General features: G+C 44.3%; 14 protein-coding genes and 2 riboswitches. Of the genes, 5 read left to right on the forward strand and 9 right to left on the reverse strand.

The features are described 5' to 3' along the window. Positions 1-309: 309 nt before the first annotated feature. Entirely contained in the window at positions 310-1,197 is an 888-nt protein-coding gene (locus A8L45_RS19840; RefSeq protein ID WP_068905098.1) for a S41 family peptidase, read from the forward strand. Positions 1,198-1,201: 4 nt separating this feature from the next. Here A8L45_RS19840 and A8L45_RS19845 read toward each other — a convergent pair whose 3' ends face one another. Beyond that, on the reverse strand, positions 1,202-2,338 hold the full coding sequence (locus A8L45_RS19845; RefSeq protein ID WP_068905099.1) for a J domain-containing protein: 1,137 nt from the start codon (positions 2,336-2,338) through the stop codon (positions 1,202-1,204). 266 nt (positions 2,339-2,604) lie between these two features. Then, positions 2,605-2,691, forward strand: a riboswitch (glycine riboswitch). 2 nt (positions 2,692-2,693) lie between these two features. Continuing rightward, a riboswitch (glycine riboswitch) is annotated at positions 2,694-2,775 on the forward strand. 75 nt (positions 2,776-2,850) lie between these two features. Between A8L45_RS19845 and A8L45_RS19850 the strand changes: the two genes are divergently transcribed. Then, positions 2,851-4,221 (forward strand): alanine/glycine:cation symporter family protein, encoded by a 1,371-nt coding sequence (locus A8L45_RS19850; protein WP_068905100.1) that lies wholly within the window; start codon positions 2,851-2,853, stop codon positions 4,219-4,221. Between the two features lie 57 nt (positions 4,222-4,278). Here the strand turns inward: A8L45_RS19850 and A8L45_RS19855 are convergent, their stop codons facing one another. Further along, positions 4,279-4,959: an HAD family hydrolase gene (locus tag A8L45_RS19855; protein WP_068905101.1), complete on the reverse strand. Its 681-nt coding sequence runs from the start codon at positions 4,957-4,959 to the stop codon at positions 4,279-4,281. A 683-nt stretch (positions 4,960-5,642) separates the two neighbouring features. Between A8L45_RS19855 and A8L45_RS19860 the strand changes: the two genes are divergently transcribed. The 3 genes from A8L45_RS19860 to A8L45_RS19870 all read left to right on the forward strand — a co-directional run bounded on the left by A8L45_RS19860 (position 5,643) and on the right by A8L45_RS19870 (position 9,981). After that, positions 5,643-7,799 carry an adenosylcobalamin-dependent ribonucleoside-diphosphate reductase gene (locus A8L45_RS19860; protein WP_068905102.1) on the forward strand — a complete coding sequence of 719 codons (2,157 nt, stop codon included), beginning with the start codon at positions 5,643-5,645 and terminating at the stop codon, positions 7,797-7,799. A 31-nt stretch (positions 7,800-7,830) separates the two neighbouring features. Further along, a complete protein-coding gene (locus A8L45_RS19865) occupies positions 7,831-8,523 on the forward strand; it encodes a TSCPD domain-containing protein (protein WP_068905103.1) in 693 nt (230 codons plus the stop codon). Between the two features lie 186 nt (positions 8,524-8,709). Continuing rightward, positions 8,710-9,981 (forward strand): hypothetical protein, encoded by a 1,272-nt coding sequence (locus A8L45_RS19870; RefSeq protein WP_068905104.1) that lies wholly within the window; start codon positions 8,710-8,712, stop codon positions 9,979-9,981. A 57-nt stretch (positions 9,982-10,038) separates the two neighbouring features. Here the strand turns inward: A8L45_RS19870 and A8L45_RS19875 are convergent, their stop codons facing one another. The 7 genes from A8L45_RS19875 to A8L45_RS19905 form a co-directional block, all read right to left on the reverse strand. Then, positions 10,039-10,671 (reverse strand): 2OG-Fe dioxygenase family protein, encoded by a 633-nt coding sequence (locus tag A8L45_RS19875; protein WP_068905105.1) that lies wholly within the window; start codon positions 10,669-10,671, stop codon positions 10,039-10,041. Between the two features lie 193 nt (positions 10,672-10,864). Continuing rightward, a complete protein-coding gene (locus tag A8L45_RS19880) occupies positions 10,865-11,641 on the reverse strand; it encodes a class II glutamine amidotransferase (RefSeq protein WP_068905106.1) in 777 nt (258 codons plus the stop codon). 227 nt (positions 11,642-11,868) lie between these two features. Next, complete coding sequence (locus tag A8L45_RS19885; protein WP_068905107.1) at positions 11,869-12,813, reverse strand: ABC transporter permease; 945 nt, start codon at positions 12,811-12,813, stop codon at positions 11,869-11,871. Further along, entirely contained in the window at positions 12,810-13,778 is a 969-nt protein-coding gene (locus tag A8L45_RS19890; protein WP_068905108.1) for an ABC transporter permease, read from the reverse strand. The genes A8L45_RS19885 and A8L45_RS19890 overlap by 4 nt, the downstream gene beginning before the upstream one ends. Beyond that, positions 13,775-14,794 carry an ABC transporter ATP-binding protein gene (locus A8L45_RS19895; RefSeq protein ID WP_068905109.1) on the reverse strand — a complete coding sequence of 340 codons (1,020 nt, stop codon included), beginning with the start codon at positions 14,792-14,794 and terminating at the stop codon, positions 13,775-13,777. The genes A8L45_RS19890 and A8L45_RS19895 overlap by 4 nt, the downstream gene beginning before the upstream one ends. 11 nt (positions 14,795-14,805) lie before the next feature. After that, the gene (locus A8L45_RS19900) at positions 14,806-15,753 is read right to left on the reverse strand and encodes an ABC transporter ATP-binding protein (protein WP_068905110.1); all 948 of its coding nucleotides are present in this window, start codon (positions 15,751-15,753) and stop codon (positions 14,806-14,808) included. Positions 15,754-15,762: 9 nt separating this feature from the next. Beyond that, the gene (locus tag A8L45_RS19905) at positions 15,763-17,421 is read right to left on the reverse strand and encodes a peptide ABC transporter substrate-binding protein (protein WP_068905111.1); all 1,659 of its coding nucleotides are present in this window, start codon (positions 17,419-17,421) and stop codon (positions 15,763-15,765) included. Positions 17,422-17,657: the final 236 nt, after the last annotated feature.

The raw sequence follows: 17,657 nt of genomic DNA on the forward strand, positions 1-17,657 counted from the left end.
CTCCATAAGGAGTGACATAAATTAATTTACTGAAATAAATAGATATTATTATTTAAAAACTTTTAGGTGTTAAATAATAATATTAATAGAGAATGCTATTCTGAATAATCTTGGATAGTAATTAAAATAAAATAATCAATAATGTAAGTTATTTATATTCAGTGTGTCAGCTTAAGCTCTTTTCAAAGAAGATTATGATGATAGAAAGATTATTTTTTGGATAAAGTGCACAATAAATACAACCCCAACACTTAACCTAATGATATTATTAACAAATCTTATCTATCCAGTATAGATTAGGGACGAGACATGGATAAAGATAACAATGAAAAAATGATAAGAGAGTTTAGTCACCTTATAAAGCAGCATTACTTTTGCCCAGAGATAGGGCATACGACTCAACGCCTTCTGTTGAAAAATATTGAGAGAAATGTATATTCTTCTATTCCTTATAATCAAGAGCTGGCCAGTAAAGTCTCGGATGATATTTTCTCAGTGACAAGAGATAAGCACTTCACATTGTCATATGATCCTGATTTTATTGCTCAGAAAAATCAGGCAGAACTAAATAAATCAACCGCAAAACACTGGGGCGATGATGTTAATTATGGTTTTAAAGAAATAAAAATACTGAAGGGAAATATCGGCTTTATCAAGCTCACCGGATTTTATGACACTGAATTTGCCAGTACGCTTGCTGCCTCTGCGATGCACTTGGTCGAAAGAACGAATGCGTTGATCTTCGATATTCGAGAGAACGGTGGTGGCTATTTAAACATGGTTCAGCTTATATGCTCTTATCTGTTTGGCACTGAACCTGTCCTACTCGATGAATTTCACTCCAATAAAAAAACTGTGAAGAACCAATGCTGGACCCTACCCCATGTTCAAGGAAAAAAACGATCTGGCATTCCTGTATTTATACTGACCAGCCATCATACTTTTTCAGCTGCGGAGAATTTTGCTTACAACCTACAATCCCTCAACCGAGCAACAGTGATCGGAGAGCCAACGAAAGGTGCTGCTACTGGCGTTAAAACAACAGTTATTAATGAATTATTCTGGAGCAACATTCCTGACAGTATCAGTGTTAACCCCACTACAGGGCAAAACTGGCACTGTGTTGGAGTGAGGCCAAATATCAGATCGTCTGCAGAGGCAGCCTTTGACATTGCCTATGACATGGCAATAAAGTAGTGATTCAGACAACACATTCCTGCTTTAAAAGAGACTCCGCTGCGTCAAAGCCAGTTCCAGAGAAACTTTGCCCCAGTATGCTGAGTGTTCTCCCGCTCTGCCACTGCTCGATGTTTGAGCCACTGCCATAGGGTATAGCATAAACAATGTACCCCTTGTACTGGTGCCTGAAAATGAGGTTCGCGGACACGGAAAGAGGCTGAATATCACTTCTTAAGAAGAAGAAAAAGTCTCTTTTACAGTCCATTATGACCATTGAGCCCTGCTGGTTGCTTAAAGCGATATATGAAATATTGCTTTTTTGTTCAGTGAGTACGGTCCAATAACTCGAACTGACATCACTAAGATTATATTCAGGATTAAGCGGCGTATCTTCTGTTTTGTCTTTTGCTTCATTTATCGACGAGACATCAGTAGGTGTATCAGGTTTAGCTATTTTTTGCTCAGATAACCCTTCTTTATTATTTTCGTCTTTTATCACGACGGGTTGTGAAACAAAGATATCAGGCCGGAAGAGGCTGAGAGATACCAGACTGGCGACAAAGATAAAGAAAACCACAAAAACGGGCAGCCAAAACTTACTAGCCCAATGAACCGGACCAACCTGATTTTTCAATCCCGCTTGTGTCAGTTCAGTCTCCAACACCTCGTTTGCAGTCAGTGCTCTGTGTAACTCCTGCGTAAGCCGGGTGATCTCCTTATCTGCCCCTTCTTTATATGTTCTCAGCCTTTGACGGTGCTCTTTGAGCAAACTCAGCTCGACCTTAACCTGCGCCAGTTCCCTGTTTAAGTGCTCAACCGCATCATTTGTATCAATTGATGACGCTTCTTTACTTTGTCCTTGCGATTTCAAGGTTAAATTTTCAGCTCTTAGCCCCTCAACCTCATGTTTAAGGCGAGCAATTTCAAGGGTCATTACTTTCAGTTGCTGCTCACTGGAAAAATCAGCCTTCAGCATTTCAATATCATCCTCGCCCCGCCCATTCTGCACATTCTCGTAGGCGAAGGTCAAAAGCTGCATCAGCGACTTAGAACCACCTTTATCTGGATGAAGTCGGGCTGAAAGCAAGCGATAGCGTTGTTTTATATTTTTTGCTGAGTCTTCCTGAGTGGTTCCCAGCAATTCATGGTAGGTGGTCATTAACAATAACTTTCTTCTACAGTAGGTCGTTATTCAGTAAAAATAACGGGGTTTCTGACTTACAGAATAGTCAAAAAATGTTTAACTTTTTTCCTTAAATCTCTAAAAAACCAATAAAATCATCATATTTAGATATCAAACACTCATCCACTCACAAATCATTAACAGATGGCCAACCTTATTCCTTTTTTACATTGCCCGTGTCTTTTTTATGTTGCATATTTCTCACTAATAAATATGATGTCTCTCCTAATTTTGACGTTCCGTTGAAAACAGCAGGAGAGAGATGGCATTGCCATCCGCCGACGAAGTAAATCTTTCAGGCACTTAATTGTATGGACTGCTGTTGGAGGAGCCTCTGGAGAGACCCGTTAAATCGGGCGCCGAAGGAGCAAGCCTGTTTCATCAGGTGAAACTCTCAGGCAAAAGGACAGAGGAGATTGTCATGACTGACAGAATTCTCTGTCGGTCTATGGCTATTCTCCGCCTTTGATATTTTTAAAGGGGGATTAATGCACCACACTTTACTGCCTTATCTGACGGCAATTGACCACTTTATCTGGGGTCCACCACTTCTACTTCTTCTCGTCGGCACTGGCGTATATTTTACCTTTCGTTTGGGCCTGTTGCAGATCACTCGACTACCTCTCGCTTTAAAATATCTTTTTAGCGGTAAAAAGTCTGCGGGCGAACAGGGCGATGTCTCAAGCTTTGCTGCATTGTGCACCGCCCTGTCAGCAACCATAGGAACAGGAAATATCGTTGGTGTCGCTACGGCCGTTAAACTTGGCGGCCCGGGCGCGCTGTTTTGGATGTGGATGGCGGCATTGTTCGGTATGGCAACCAAATACGCTGAATGTCTTCTGGCGGTGAAATACCGTGAAAAGGTAGATGGGAAATATTTAGGCGGCCCCATGCTTTACCTTGAAAAGGGAGCAGGTCAGCCAATTCTCGCCAAATTATTCGCTCTTTTTACTGTGTGTGTGGCCTGTCTCGGAATTGGCACCTTTCCGCAAGTAAATGCAATTGCTGACGCCGGAAGGTTAACGTTTGGATTACCACCCATCGTCATTGCCAGTATATTAGCAGTGCTGGTTGGCGCAGTGACGCTTGGCGGCATTCAAGCCATATCATCTGTAGCGAGTAAAATCGTTCCAACCATGACAATAATTTATGTGTCGGCATGCACATTAGTGCTGGTTAACTTTGCTGACCAGATACCTGCTGCACTTGAACAGATCATTTCTTCAGCATTTACAGGCTCTGCGGCAACGGGCGGTTTCGTTGGTGCGGGTATTATGCTTGCCATTCAATCAGGTATCGCAAGGGGCGTTTTCTCAAATGAATCAGGGCTTGGCAGTGCACCTATGGCGGCAGCATCAGCTCAAACGGATTCATGTGTGAAGCAAGGCCTTATCTCTATGGTAGGTACCTTTCTGGATACAATCATCATTTGTACCATGACAGGGCTAGCATTAATTCTGACGGGTGTTTGGAGTGGAGACAGTCAAGGTGCCGCCATGACAACAGAAGCCTTTTCCTTGGGGCTCTCTGCGGACTTTGCCCCCTTATTGGTTACCACAGGTCTGATGTTCTTTGCCTTCACAACAATTCTCGGTTGGAACTATTATGGCGAGCGCTGCGTTGTTTACCTTTGGGGAAAAAGAGCGGTTCTACCTTACAAGCTGGTATTTATTGCCCTGATCTTCTCTGGCGTGTTCATTCAGCTTGATATGATTTGGCTTATTGCGGACATTGTAAATGGCTTGATGGCGATTCCTAACCTGATTGGGTTAATCCTACTTCGCCATGTTGTGATAGAAGAAACACAATTGTTTTTCAATAACCTGAAGAACGGTGCATTCGCAAAAGACACTCTCTGACATTTTTAAATGAAAAAGCCGCTTTTTGTTAGGCGGCTTTTGAACATTTCAGTCGTATTACGCACTCTTCGCATCTAATAGCTCCGAGAGGCCCAGCTTACCGAAAATCGCATCGTAATGGACGAAGTTAGGGATTTTCGTAAAGTGACTCACGTTGTCACCGACTGCCACGAATTCATAACCTAAAGTATTGGTTGCCATTTTATCCCATTCGCCATCGCCGAAATAAACACGACGCTCAAACGCCTGTCCGGTGTCCTGTTTTGCACGAAACGCCGCAAGTGCCATTATTTCGCTGCGCGTCATCGCATCGGAACAAGACGAAAAAACAACATTGCTTATATCGAAGCCAGCGGCTTTGAGTTTCATCTTGGCAGACTCTTCCCATCCACCCGTTGCAATAGCAACCACGACATTGGGGTGCTTCTTCATGTCGTTTACAAATCCAATCGCGCCGGGAGTCGGTGTGATCTCTGTTTCTGGGTTGCAGATATATTCGCGAATGTGTCTGAAAAAGGCGGATTTCACATCTCGGATGAGTCGAATTCGATCGCCACGCATCCCGTTCGTTTCAATCAGTTCTTCAAGAATGCCAATATCTGTAATGTTTTTAAAATCTGACCATTCCCCGGTCATTCTTACGCCCATAACTTCTTCTACCGCTTTATAAAAACACTCGGCATCAAAGTCATTACTGTCGATCAGTGTGCCATCGACATCTAACATGAATAAGTTCATCAGCGCTTCTTCCTCAACTCTCTATTTTCCAGCTTTCAAGCTGATTTGATGTGCGCCAGTCATACGCCTGTCGATTTGATATGTCCGTCAGGATGTAAAAACGCACATCCTATCCATCCCTGTTTTGAACATGGTAATTGTAGTCGTGAGAAAGTTACGGTGCCGTGACATGGTACGGCTTATCAGGATTGAAAGGTGAGACACAGCTTACTTTTACGCCTCAGGTAGCAGTTTGTATCAATCCATTTGTATTTGATGGCACAACAAGCGTTTAAAACAAGAAAAGATAGGAACCGTATTGCAGATGTAATATTAACATATCGCTTTGCGCAGAGTGACCTCCAAAAACACCATTTCTACGACAAAATCCAGAAAATAAAACAAGATATATAACGTAAGAATCGCTTCGCTTCTGCGGCAACTTTTCCGGTCAATCAAGTGCCACATGACTACGGGAGCAAGGAAAGAGACTACAATTGTCAAACAGAGAGACAAGCTTTATTTACATAAAAAGTACCCTATAAAAACATACGTAACAAAAGCGACATCGCTAAATAAATTTGTATGGCAATGCTCGATGTCAAGACTTGAAGATCACAAAATATAGTGGTTTGATCGTCGCCCTTCTCGAGTATCTGGAAATTTCTGCATACCAGATGTCATTACATGAGGTGCAATTCATAATGGCTAAAACCAAGTCAACATCTGACTCCCAATCTCTTCACGTTCTGGAAATTCCCTATCAGGAAACGTCGATGGAGATCTGGGATAGCAAGTATCGCTTGAAAACCAAGCACGGCGTCGCAGTAGATTCGACTCTGGATGATACCTTCAAACGTGTTGCTCGTGCCCTCGCCGACCTGGAGCAAAAAAATGCTCAGGAAAAATGGTACCAGGAATTTCTCTGGGCTCTTCGTCATGGTGCCATTCCAGCTGGACGTATTACCTCAAACGCGGGTGCATTCGACCACAAACCCGCAACCTCGACCATTAACTGCACCGTTAGCGGCATCATTGAAGATTCAATGGACGATATCTTGGGTAAAGTCCACGAAGCAGGCCTGACGCTAAAAGCAGGCTGTGGTATCGGCTATGATTTCTCTACCCTCCGCCCTCGTGGCGCGTTTGTATCGGGTGCTGGCGCATATACCTCTGGTCCTCTGTCATTTATGGATATCTACGACAAGATGTGTTTCACCGTCTCGTCAGCGGGTGGTCGTCGTGGTGCACAAATGGGTACCATGGATATTCGCCATCCAGACGTTATGGAGTTTATTCGTGCCAAACGGGAAGATGGAAGACTTCGACAGTTCAACCTCTCGCTATTAATCACTGAAGAATTTATAGAGGCCGTTAAAGAAGATAAAGCGTGGCAGCTAATCTTCCCCGTCACGGCAAAAGAAGCGAAGAAAGATAACGTTGACCTGAATACTGCTGAAGATATCGTCTGGGCTGACTGGCCGAGTAAAGATGGACTGGTCGAAGACGATCAGGGCCGCGTTGCTTGTAAAGTCTACCGTACTATGCAAGCTCGCAATTTGTGGAACATCATCATGACGTCCACATACGACTATGCAGAACCTGGCTTCATTTTGATTGATAAAGTCAATCAGATGAACAACAACTGGTTCTGTGAAGATATTCGCGCTACCAACCCTTGCGGTGAACAACCTCTTCCACCTTACGGTGCTTGTCTTCTCGGTTCAGTCAATCTGACCAAATTTGTCCTTGACCCTTTCACTGACAAGGCACGCTTTGATTGGGATATGTACAGAAAGGTTGTCGCGATATTCACTCGCATGTTAGACAACGTGGTGGAGATCAATCAACTGCCTCTAGAGAAGCAGCGTAATGAAATACGCACCAAGCGCCGTCACGGTATGGGCTTCCTTGGCCTTGGTTCAACCCTGACTATGCTGCGACATAAGTATGGCAGCCCTGCTTCTGTTGCTTTCACTGAGCAGGTTGCTCAGGAAATGGCTGTTACTGGCTGGGAGCAAGCGGTGATCCTGGCAGAAGAAAAGGGACCGGCGCCTATTCTTGAACAAGAATTCACAGTTACTGCAAAAATGCTGCGCCAACGTCCAGAAATGGCCAAAGACGGCATTAAGCTCGGCGATAAAGTTAAAGGTAAGGTTCTACACGCACGCTATAGCCGCTACATGCAGCAGATAGCGGAAGTTAACCCTGAACTCGTTGAAAAACTGGTGCAGAAAGGGGCGCGTTTCACTCATCACAGCTCTATTGCACCGACGGGAACCATATCGCTGTCGCTAGCCAATAATGCAAGTAACGGCATCGAACCAAGCTTTGCGCATCACTACACCCGCAATGTGATAAAAGAAGGCAAGAAATCAAAAGAAAGCGTTGATGTCTTTAGCTTTGAGTTATTAGCGTACCGCGAGCTGATTAATCAAAAAGCCATGCCGTACAGCGCAGAAGCCGATGAGCAACTCCCAGAATACTTCATCACTGCCGATGATATTACACCATCTCAGCACGTTGAGGTTCAGGCAGCCGCTCAGCATTGGATTGATTCTTCAATTTCTAAGACGGCAAATGTACCAACAGACTTCCCGTTTGAAGACTTTAAAGACATTTATATGGATGCCTATGATAAAGGTCTGAAAGGTTGCACTACGTTCAGATTTAATCCAGAAGTATTTCAGGGCGTATTGGTGAAAGAGGAAGATCTCGAAAATACCACCTATACCTTCACGCTTGAGGACGGTTCGACCTTCGAGGCCAAGGGGAACGAAAAGGTTGAGTATGACGGTGAAGTACATACAGCAGCCAACCTGTACGATGCACTTAAAGAAGGTTATTACGGCAAATTCTGAACGAATAGCCGTCAAAAAGAAGCGACAGAATATGACACGTAAAATAGAAAGCAAAATCGTTGCCTACAAGGTAAAAACAAAAGGTCAGGAAGAAGACACCCCTGCTCCAGCCCCAGAGCCAAAGCAAGATATTGAGATCATGCATGATGCTATTCAGCGACCAGAGAAGCTGATGGGCACAACTTACAAACTCAAGACGCCAGAGCATGTGTCGGAGCACTCGTTGTTTATTACTATTAACGATGTGATCCTCAATGAAGGAACTGACCACCAGGTGCGTCGCCCCTTCGAGATCTTTATCAACAGCAAGAGCCTTGAGCACTATCAATGGATTGTTGCCCTGACCAGAATTATCTCTGCTGTTTTCAGAAAAGGTGGCGACATTGCCTTTTTGGTCGACGAGCTCCGCTCAGTCTTTGACCCCAAGGGCGGTTACTGGAACAAGGGTAAATATGTCCCTTCACTGATTGCAGAAATCGGTAATGTAATAGAACAGCACCTTATGGATATCGGTATGCTCAAAAATCCAGAAACGGATGAGCACCAAAAAGCCTTTCTTGACGCGAAGCGCGCTGAGACCGGGTCTAAGCCGATTGAAGATGCGCCGGTAAACACAGGTTTTCCGCCAAGCGCGTCGCTTTGTAATAAGTGCCATAACAAAGCAGTGGTGGTTAAAGATGGTTGTCAGACCTGCCTGAACTGCGGCGATTCTAAGTGCGGTTAAACGACGATTTTCTAGCCAGTCGGTAACGACTGGCTTCTTCTTCCCCAACAATTTATCAAATACTTCTGCGTAAAACATTTACTTAGTAACTTTTTAAAAAATTATTATGAACATCGTTTGATTCCATCAGGTTCTTTCTATAAGATACGCGCAAATTTTGAACAGTGTATTTTATAGGTTAATTCAATGAAAAAGATTTTATTAACATCAGTCATCGTCAGTCTCGTTGGGTGCGGTGGGGGTGGAGACTCATCTCCAACACAACAAACTGCCATGCCAGCAGTGCCCAAAATGTCGCTAACACCATTGAAGGGGACGGTAGCGAATACGCAGAAATCGCGTCCCGCTATCGACAGTTATGCGGTATATGAAGACCCCGCTGACGCGCGGAGCAACATCGATACTCAAGATCATAACTTCTTTGGTGAAGACAACATAAATACCTGTATTGCATACATGCACCTAACGAATATTACCGCAAATGGCTATGATGCGGATAAAGAGAAAGAGTATTCGAAATATTTATCCCAACAACTCATTGAGCAATTCCGAGATGCTAAGGGTATTAGTGGCGCAGACGGGTTTGTGAATCAAAACGGGGTTGAGGCTAAAGATTGGATTTCACACTTTTACTACAAAGCCAACAATTACGACTGTGATTCAAGAACGGGTACTCATTATGATTCTGTTGAGAGGGAAAAGAATGGCATAGTCAACCTTCGTCTGGCTTTCAGCGCTAAAGACGATGACGGTATTCAGTTCAATAGGGTTAAATATACTGGTTGGCAAAATGATTCTAAGAACAATGATGTAGCTGGCATGACTAAGTCATCGACAAAAGGTGGGCTTGTCTACAATCACAAGCTTCGCAGCTTCAAGACTAAAGACGTTAAGTCGGTTGATTTGGTTGATGACATCTACCAATCAACTGGAGAAAACAACAAAGATTGGCAAAACCTATCTAGAAGCTATTTCTCCGAAGGCGTCTTGGATGATCACAATTACCAAATAGTTGGTGGTAATATCATTTCAGCATACGGTAAAAGCCCGGAAGACAAAGAAACGACCTACTATGCCGTGAACATGGTGTCAGCATTTGTCGACGGAGTGGGTACTCAAGTTAGCTGGTGTACTGTGGGGACCGGAAACAAAGCCGATCATCTGCCACAAAGTACCTTTAACAGCATTCGTGAAAGCGGTGATATGGGCGCAGCGTACTGTGATCCTATTAAATCTGAAAACAGCAAGACACAATACTACGACCTAACGGGTCAACCTATCACTGAGATAGGTCAGAAAAACTTCGTTGATAACGCAGTTCGAGCACTCGAAAACTCTGTAGATAAATTTTCAAAGACAACGACGCTGTATAGCGGAAAATCTCAACAAGAGTACTTCGACAACCAGCAACTGGCTAACGAAGTTGATCAGCTGAAGGTAGACTTAGCGGTCGATTAATTTCACAATTGGCTAGCCATGCGACAGAAAGGGCATCATCAAGATGCCCTCTTTGATTCAGTGTTTAGCAGTCAAAACAAATAGATCAATATGACCCTGATGCTTAGGGTTCATTGCTCTGATTGGATTCGCATTGTGCCAGAGTTGGTGATCATCCAGTAAGGCGACATCACCATCATCTAATGCAAGATTGAAAAAAGGCCGTTCCGTTTTATCTTTGTACACTAAGATTTCACCGCCCTGCACGTTTTGCCTGTCAATGGCGGCAATAGCGATATGGTCGAAGCCATCTTGGTGGATACCTTCCGGTGAAACGGGAGTAACTTCATCAAAAGTGATCACCCGCATCTGATGAATTTCAATGGGGTTATCATCATTCAGCTCATTGTGATCTTTGAACAACTGACAAAGCTCTAATAAGCCTGTGGAGCCAATCACGACCTCCTCTATTTCTTCAAAATTTCTGACAACGCCTCCCTGATGATGATTGATATTTTCAGTTTGGCAAAACGTCTGGTGTGCCAAATGTTCCAGCTCGCAGTGATGACAACGGACGACCGAATAACGGCGTAATCTGTATTGCCCGTCCGCATAAGGTGTAGTGGGTAATTGCTCAAAGGATGGTTCAAGTTCTCTAACGCTTTGTTCACTGATATGACAAAGCTGCATCATATAGTCGGCCTGTGACATATGCATCTCCTCTTCACATCAATCAGAGGTGACAATGTGACACCTCTTAGTATTAATAAAAAGATTAGTAGCATATGTTGGACTGACCAAAGTCAGCCATATTGTTAAAGCTATCAATTCAGCAAAAACAAGATTAAATGCTATGAAAATACGATTTGTTAGCATGTAACCATAGAAAAAACGCGGTCTGTTTCTAACTATCCGATACCGATAATGGAGTCACAGACACAGAGCCATCAGTGATCTCAACTAATGATTGAGGTGGAACGTTCTTCCAGCCTGCACGACTCTCATCATAGGGTTCGGATGCCATCACAACAGCACCTGACTTCTTTTTATAAAAAAGCGTGGGTGGCTTGCCATCACTGGAATATCGAACACCCAGGATGTTTTTGCCATCAGACAATGCTATACAGGCTTTAAAAGGCTCATCAATATCTTTCAAAGATATCGCTTGCTCAACCATTTCAAGTGTACGGTAAATAGCTTGCTGTGGGTTCTGATCAAGACCATTTTGAAGCAGTAACAGAAAAAGCAATTCACTGTCTGTTGTGCCTCGTCTCAACAAATACCAATTCTCATCGAGGTGTTGCTCCAGTCCCATTCTGAGTCTGTCGAAACTTGGTATCTGACCGTTATGCATAAATGACCATTTAGACCACGTGAAGGGGTGACAGTTTTCTCTGGAAGTTGTCGCACCCGTCGATGCTCGAACGTGAGCAAGAAAACAGTGCGAACGGGTGTGTTCAGCAATTGACTTAAGGTTTTTATCTGACCACGCGGGTAAAATTTCATGATAGGTTGCCGGTGAAGCTTTCTCTCCATACCACGACAGCCCAAAACCATCCGCATTCACCGTTGTTACGGCTTTTGTCGCGTCCTTACTCTGGCTGACAAGGCTGTGATCGGGTTGATACAAAAGTTCATCCATAAATACAGATTTACCAACATAACTCAACCACCGACACATACATTCTCCCTATTTATATTTTAATGAAATTAATTTCCTTAAATTATCACATATTGATAATAGCCATCACAGCGTCGAAAGTAAGAAGTGATCGCCAAACATATACAACTAGCGTTGGATAACGAGAGAACCTAGTCAAACTTCTATACCAGAAATATAAACCCCTCTGGCAATATACAGAGACAAAAAAACCACCATAAAGGTGGTTTTTAAAATGGCTTTATCGTCTATTTGCTTTTCGGATCGAGCGCATCTTGCAGTGCATCGCCGAGAAAGTTAAACGCCATAACCGTCACTACAATGGCTAATCCGGGGAAAATAGCAAGAGTTGGTGATTGCCATATCGACTCCTTAGCATTGGTTAACATATTTCCCCAAGATGGTGTTGGTGGCTGAATACCAAAGCCAAGGAAAGACAGCGCTGCCTCGGTAAGTATTACAAGGCCAATACCCATCGTCGTCGCGACAATAACCGGCGATAATACATTAGGTAATACATGCCTAGTAATAATCCGAAATGAGGATGCACCATAGCCTTGCGCCGCTTTAACGTACTCACGTTCCCTCACCGACAGGGTACCAGAACGCACAAGACGCGCAGTTAGCGGCCATCCGAACAGGCATAAAATAACGGTCAATCGGCCAACAGTAAACGCATCACTTCGCGCAAGTTCTTCTGAGATGCCCAGCTTTTCTAAATCGATAGCAGCAACAACAATCAGCAAGGGTAAAACAGGCAGAGACAGCGTAAAATCGGCCCAACGCATAATAAACCCGTCAACTTTTCCGCCAAAGTAACCTGAAATAATACCAAGTGATGTTCCAACTATTGCGGTGAAGACTGCCGTCACAAAGCCAAATGCCAGAGAAATCTGTCCGGCATACAACAATCTTAAGAAAACATCCCTGCCGAGTTCGTCGCTTCCCAACCAGAATTCTGCACTCACTGGCTGATAACGAGTGAAAAAGTTAACTTCAAAAGGGTCATGCCCTATCCAGCTCTGAATCAGTGGCGCGCAAAAACACGTAATAATGAGCAATAATAAAAATGCTCCTCCCAATACACCTGCCCGGTGTTGGAAAAAACGATTAATAATTAAAGCCGTCGGGCTCGTGGAGCGCTCGCTTTTACTTTTAGATTTATTCAAATCAGTAGCAATTGCCGTTGTCATGCCGATGCTCCTTTGTTTAGGTCAATACGTGGATCTAACTTGGTATACGCAACGTCGGCGAGCAGATTCCCCAACAACATATTGATAGTGATCACTATGATACAAAGCAGCGCGACATTGTAGTCACTGCCCGCTAACGAGTCTAAAAGCACTTTCCCCATACCGGGCCACGCAAAAACAGATTCTGTTAACACCGCACCGGAAAGCAAGGTACCAAAGTCGAGTGCAATAATAGTGACAACAGGAATCATCGCGTTTTTGATCGCATGCTTCCAAACCACATATCTGTTTGATGCACCTTTTGCTTTGGCTGTTCTGATGTAGTCCTGACGCATCACTTCCAACATGCTGGATCTGACATAGCGTGACACTGAAGCAACACTCAAAATGGTCAGCGCGAGAACGGGTAATATCATGTATTTAGCTCTGAACCAGAACCCTTCTCCGTCAGCTTCACCCGAACCACCAGCCGGAAGCCAGCCAAGGTGAACGGAAAATAGCAGCATTAACATCAGCGCCAGAAAGAAAGCTGGAGTAGAAAAGCCCACAAATGACAGAAAGCCAATCGTGTAGTCGATCCAGGATTTGGGTCTGAGAGCAGCGAAAACACCAACAGGAACCGCGATAAGTATTGAAAGAATCGTCGCCAAACCAACAAGTTTGATGGTATTCCATGCCGCCGGAAGTATTACGTCAATGGCTGGTAGATGATAAAAACGTGAATAACCGAAATCACCATGTAAACCGTTAACAAGCCAGTTCCAAAAACGAACAAGTATTGGCTGGTCAAGCCCCAGTTGTGCTTTCATCCGGGCGATATCTGCGGGTGTCAGATCAGGGTTACCTATCGCCATAAGATCAATAGGGTCACCTGGCATAAGTCCCATTAGGCTATAGCTACAAAATACAACTAACAACAGGACAAAAAGACTATGCACTAGCCTTTTACTCAAAAAAACAATCATATTGCAGCCTCCAATTCAGCTTCCAGTTTTTCTTCCTTGACTGCGACTTCTGGAAAGTGACAGCTAACAGCATGTGATTTTTGTTCTGCTAGAGAAGACAGAGTAGGTTTCTCAGTTCGACAACGTTCCGTTGCCTTTGAACATCGAGGATTAAAAGGGCATCCTTCAGGTGGATTGATGGGGCTCGGGACATCACCCTGAAGAGCTAAGCCCTTCTTGCGTCTACCGGTCCCGACCTCAGGCACTGCGTTCAGAAGTGCCTGACTGTAAGGGTGCGCTGGGTTTTCAAAAAACGCCTCGCGAGGTGCGCTTTCAACAACTTGGCCGAGGTACATGACAACCACTTTATCTGCCAGATAGTCAACAACGGCCATATCATGACTAATAAAAAAGAATGATAGGTTACGAGCGGCTTTTAATTTGGTGAACAGATTCAGTATCTGACTTTGCACAGACACATCAAGGGCCGACAAAGGCTCATCAGCAACAATTAATTCCGGATCCAGCACCAGTGCCCTGGCGATACAAATACGCTGACGCTGACCACCTGAAAATTCATGAGGATATCTGTCTAGTGCATCTGCACTGAGGCCGACAGCCTCGAGACATTCAATGACTTTTGCTTCCCGTTGTTCCTTGTTGCCAATGCCATATACCTCTAATGGTTCTCCTACCAATTGCGAAATAGGCATACGCGGATTCAGTGCAGAATATGGGTCTTGAAAAACCAACCCCAACTTCTTACGCAGTGCCTTTAGTTCAGATATTGATAAGGAACTCGGGTCAACACCCGCAATCTCGATACTGCCATCTTTGGGTAATTCAAGAAGAGAAACCATTTTACCCAATGTTGATTTCCCACAACCGGACTCACCCACCACGGCAACAGTTTCTGCCTCATCTATGGTCAGAGAGACATTCTTAACGGCATGGAGTAATTGAGTCGGCTTACCAAAAAAGGTTGTTCCACCTACCGGGTATCGTTGGCAGACGTTTGATAATTTCAATAATGTCATGACTGATATCCTCAGAGGTGGTGACAGGCAACGCTGTGTACCTTGCTTAGTTCGACTTCCTCCGGCATTTCTGCCGTGCAACTCGGTGTCGCTCTTGAACATCTGTCAACAAATGGACATCCAGAGCCTCGTTGATCAAGCGGCGGAACAGCCCCGGGAATTGAGGGTAATTCACCTCTTGCCATACCAATTCGGGGTAACGTGCCGAGAAGGCCAACAGTGTAAGGATGTTGAGGATTAGCAAAGAGCTCTTCAGCTGTTGCTCTTTCAACTATTCGACCTGCGTACATCACAACAACATTTTCAGCCAGTTGAGAGACGACACCTAAATTGTGACTGATAAACTGGATGGCCGTACCCGTGGCTTCTCGTAATTCTTCTAATAGGTCAAGAACTTGTGCCTGTACCGTGACATCCAAGGCTGTTGTGGGTTCATCAGCGATGATTAAAGAAGGCTTACAAGCCAGCGCCATGGCGATAACAACCCGCTGCCGCATGCCACCAGACAGCTCGTGAGGATAGGCTTTTGCCCGTTTAGTTGGGTCAGGAATATGAACGACATTCAGCATTTCTACTGCTTTTTCCGCCGCTTCTTTTTTGCTGTAACCTTGGTGAAGTTGAAACATTTCAGCGACCTGATCGCCGACTGTTGTCACAGGGTTAAGTGCTGTCATTGGCTCCTGAAAGATCATCGCAATGCCTTCACCACGCACTTTTTGCCACTCTTTTTCTGTGTTTTCCAGTAAGTTTTTGTCGTTAAAATTCACCTCACCACTGGCTTGCATCACCTTGGGCTGAAGCCCCATAGTTGTGAGTGCTGTCAAGCTTTTACCGCAACCTGACTCACCAACGATTCCTAGAATTTCACCTTGTTTTATCTGATAACTTATATCGTTAACTGCAGGGTAGCCCCGAAAGGCTACCCTCAAACGACGTACATCTAAAATCGTCTTTTGCATGAACCGTCCTTACTTCGAAGACGTCCAGTTCTCTACCCAGTGGGTAGCCGTCGTCAGGTTTCCAGTCGGTTTTACACCTTCAAGCCACTTTGGCATAACATAGCTATCAGATTGGAAGAATAGAGGCAGTACAGGTAAGTCTTCTGCGTAAATTTTTTGCACTTCAGCGAACAGCGCTTTACGTTTCTCGTAGTCCAGTTCGTTTTCGATCTGGTCAGTCAATTTATCCATAACTGGGTTATTATATCCGGACCAGTTATAGCCACTAAAACCATTTGCTTCGTTAGGAATATTCGATGAGTGAACCATTGCTTTCGGGTTAGCTTCAGGTGCCGTTCCCCATGCAAACATTGCCAGACCGTCGTGACCCAGTTTTGGTAACGTTTCACCGAAGAATACACGTGCTGTCTGGTTTTTGATGTTGGCGGTCACACCAACTTTCTTCCACTGTGACTGAAGTACCTGCTGTACAAGCTCACGAGACGAGTTGCCTGCCGTCGTCATCAGGTCAAACTCAAGGGCTTTGCCTTGTTTGTTGACCATTTTTCCATCCTTCAACGAGTAGCCTGCCTGCTTCAACAGTGCTTTTGCTTTCTCAGGATTATATTCATAGGTTGGTGCATCTGGGCTATAAACAGAATCAAGTGGGTTTGTCTGACTGGCTGCTACAGGTTGTTTACCTTCAAACAGTTGCTGAACCAGCGTCTCGCGATCCAGTGCATACATCAATGCCTGACGTACCTGCTTATTGGCAAGGTGTTCATTGCTTAGGTTTACGTCAAGGTGCTCATAGGCCAATGAGGACTTGTGGACGATGTTGTAATTTTTACCGTGACGTTTCTCAAACTGTAACGCCTGATCAAGCGTGAGGCCCACTTTACCGGTGATGTAATCAATTGAGCCCGAAAGTAAATTGGCCTGAAGTGCTGCAGTATCACCGATAATTTTAAATACTAGGTTATCAAATTCAGGCTGCTTTCCTTTCCAGTGAGGGTTTTTAGCGGCTTTGATGTAGCTACCCGTCTGCACATCTGTCAACACAAAAGGTCCGTTATAAAGAGCAGGGTTTGCTGGGTCAGTCAGATATTTACTGGTTTTATGGTAGCTGGATGGATCATTGCGATAGATCTCACCTTCAATATGATCTGGCATTGGCTGAGGTTGCAGCGAGCCAAACATGTAGTCGACCACATTCAAGTACTGCACATAGCGCTTGTCATCAAGTGCAACAATCTTTTCTGTTTTTTTACCCTCTGTGATGAGCGGGTTGCCCTGTACGCGTTCGTCTTTGAGGATTTCTGACGACAAGATAACGTCTTTAGTTGTCACTGGTGTCCCGTCACCCCAATAGATATCATCTTTCAACGTCACGGTGATCTTCATTCCGTCTTTACCGTTGACTTTGACCAACTCTACCAAACCATTTTCAAGAGTCGGGACTTCAACACAGAGCAGACACTCTAAAACCCAGTCAGCGTTGTGCACTATGGAATTACGTTGAGATACACCATTTATCAGTAGACCGGCAGTACTGCCGTTCAAAAGTGGATTCAGAGATTCAGGAAACTGAGACGTTCCAATTTTCAGAGTATCTTGTGCTGCAATTGCAGACATACTTCCCAAAGCAAGTGGAGCAGCCATCGCCAGTGCAATCATAGTTTTTTTCATTGTTACTTCCCTGTCTAGCGGGGTACATTCCCCGTTGTTTTAGTAGATATCGATGTTGGTTTGCATGGGTGTCAGACGTATCAGCATCCGAGCATTAGCAAATGTTACTTGAATGTTATCTAACCAATGAGAAGCATTGTCGATAGGAAATTGACTATAAATCGGTGTCAGCTCATATAGTAACAAATGAAACTAAGAGACAACTCGAAAAAATACCGATACAGCGATTGATGTTT

Source organism: Veronia pacifica (assembly GCF_001707825.1).
Lineage (GTDB): Bacteria > Pseudomonadota > Gammaproteobacteria > Enterobacterales > Vibrionaceae > Veronia > Veronia pacifica.

Coding starts and splice junctions, on each gene's coding strand:
- A8L45_RS19870 (WP_068905104.1), top strand. CDS start 8,710: ATGAAAAAGATTTTATTAACATCAGTCATCGTCAGTCTCGTTGGGTGC.
- A8L45_RS19855 (WP_068905101.1), bottom strand. CDS start 4,959: ATGAACTTATTCATGTTAGATGTCGATGGCACACTGATCGACAGTAAT.
- A8L45_RS19865 (WP_068905103.1), top strand. CDS start 7,831: ATGACACGTAAAATAGAAAGCAAAATCGTTGCCTACAAGGTAAAAACA.
- A8L45_RS19890 (WP_068905108.1), bottom strand. CDS start 13,778: ATGATTGTTTTTTTGAGTAAAAGGCTAGTGCATAGTCTTTTTGTCCTG.
- A8L45_RS19840 (WP_068905098.1), top strand. CDS start 310: ATGGATAAAGATAACAATGAAAAAATGATAAGAGAGTTTAGTCACCTT.
- A8L45_RS19850 (WP_068905100.1), top strand. CDS start 2,851: ATGCACCACACTTTACTGCCTTATCTGACGGCAATTGACCACTTTATC.
- A8L45_RS19860 (WP_068905102.1), top strand. CDS start 5,643: ATGGCTAAAACCAAGTCAACATCTGACTCCCAATCTCTTCACGTTCTG.
- A8L45_RS19895 (WP_068905109.1), bottom strand. CDS start 14,794: ATGACATTATTGAAATTATCAAACGTCTGCCAACGATACCCGGTAGGT.
- A8L45_RS19845 (WP_068905099.1), bottom strand. CDS start 2,338: ATGACCACCTACCATGAATTGCTGGGAACCACTCAGGAAGACTCAGCA.
- A8L45_RS19900 (WP_068905110.1), bottom strand. CDS start 15,753: ATGCAAAAGACGATTTTAGATGTACGTCGTTTGAGGGTAGCCTTTCGG.
- A8L45_RS19875 (WP_068905105.1), bottom strand. CDS start 10,671: ATGTCACAGGCCGACTATATGATGCAGCTTTGTCATATCAGTGAACAA.
- A8L45_RS19905 (WP_068905111.1), bottom strand. CDS start 17,421: ATGAAAAAAACTATGATTGCACTGGCGATGGCTGCTCCACTTGCTTTG.
- A8L45_RS19880 (WP_068905106.1), bottom strand. CDS start 11,641: ATGTGTCGGTGGTTGAGTTATGTTGGTAAATCTGTATTTATGGATGAA.
- A8L45_RS19885 (WP_068905107.1), bottom strand. CDS start 12,813: ATGACAACGGCAATTGCTACTGATTTGAATAAATCTAAAAGTAAAAGC.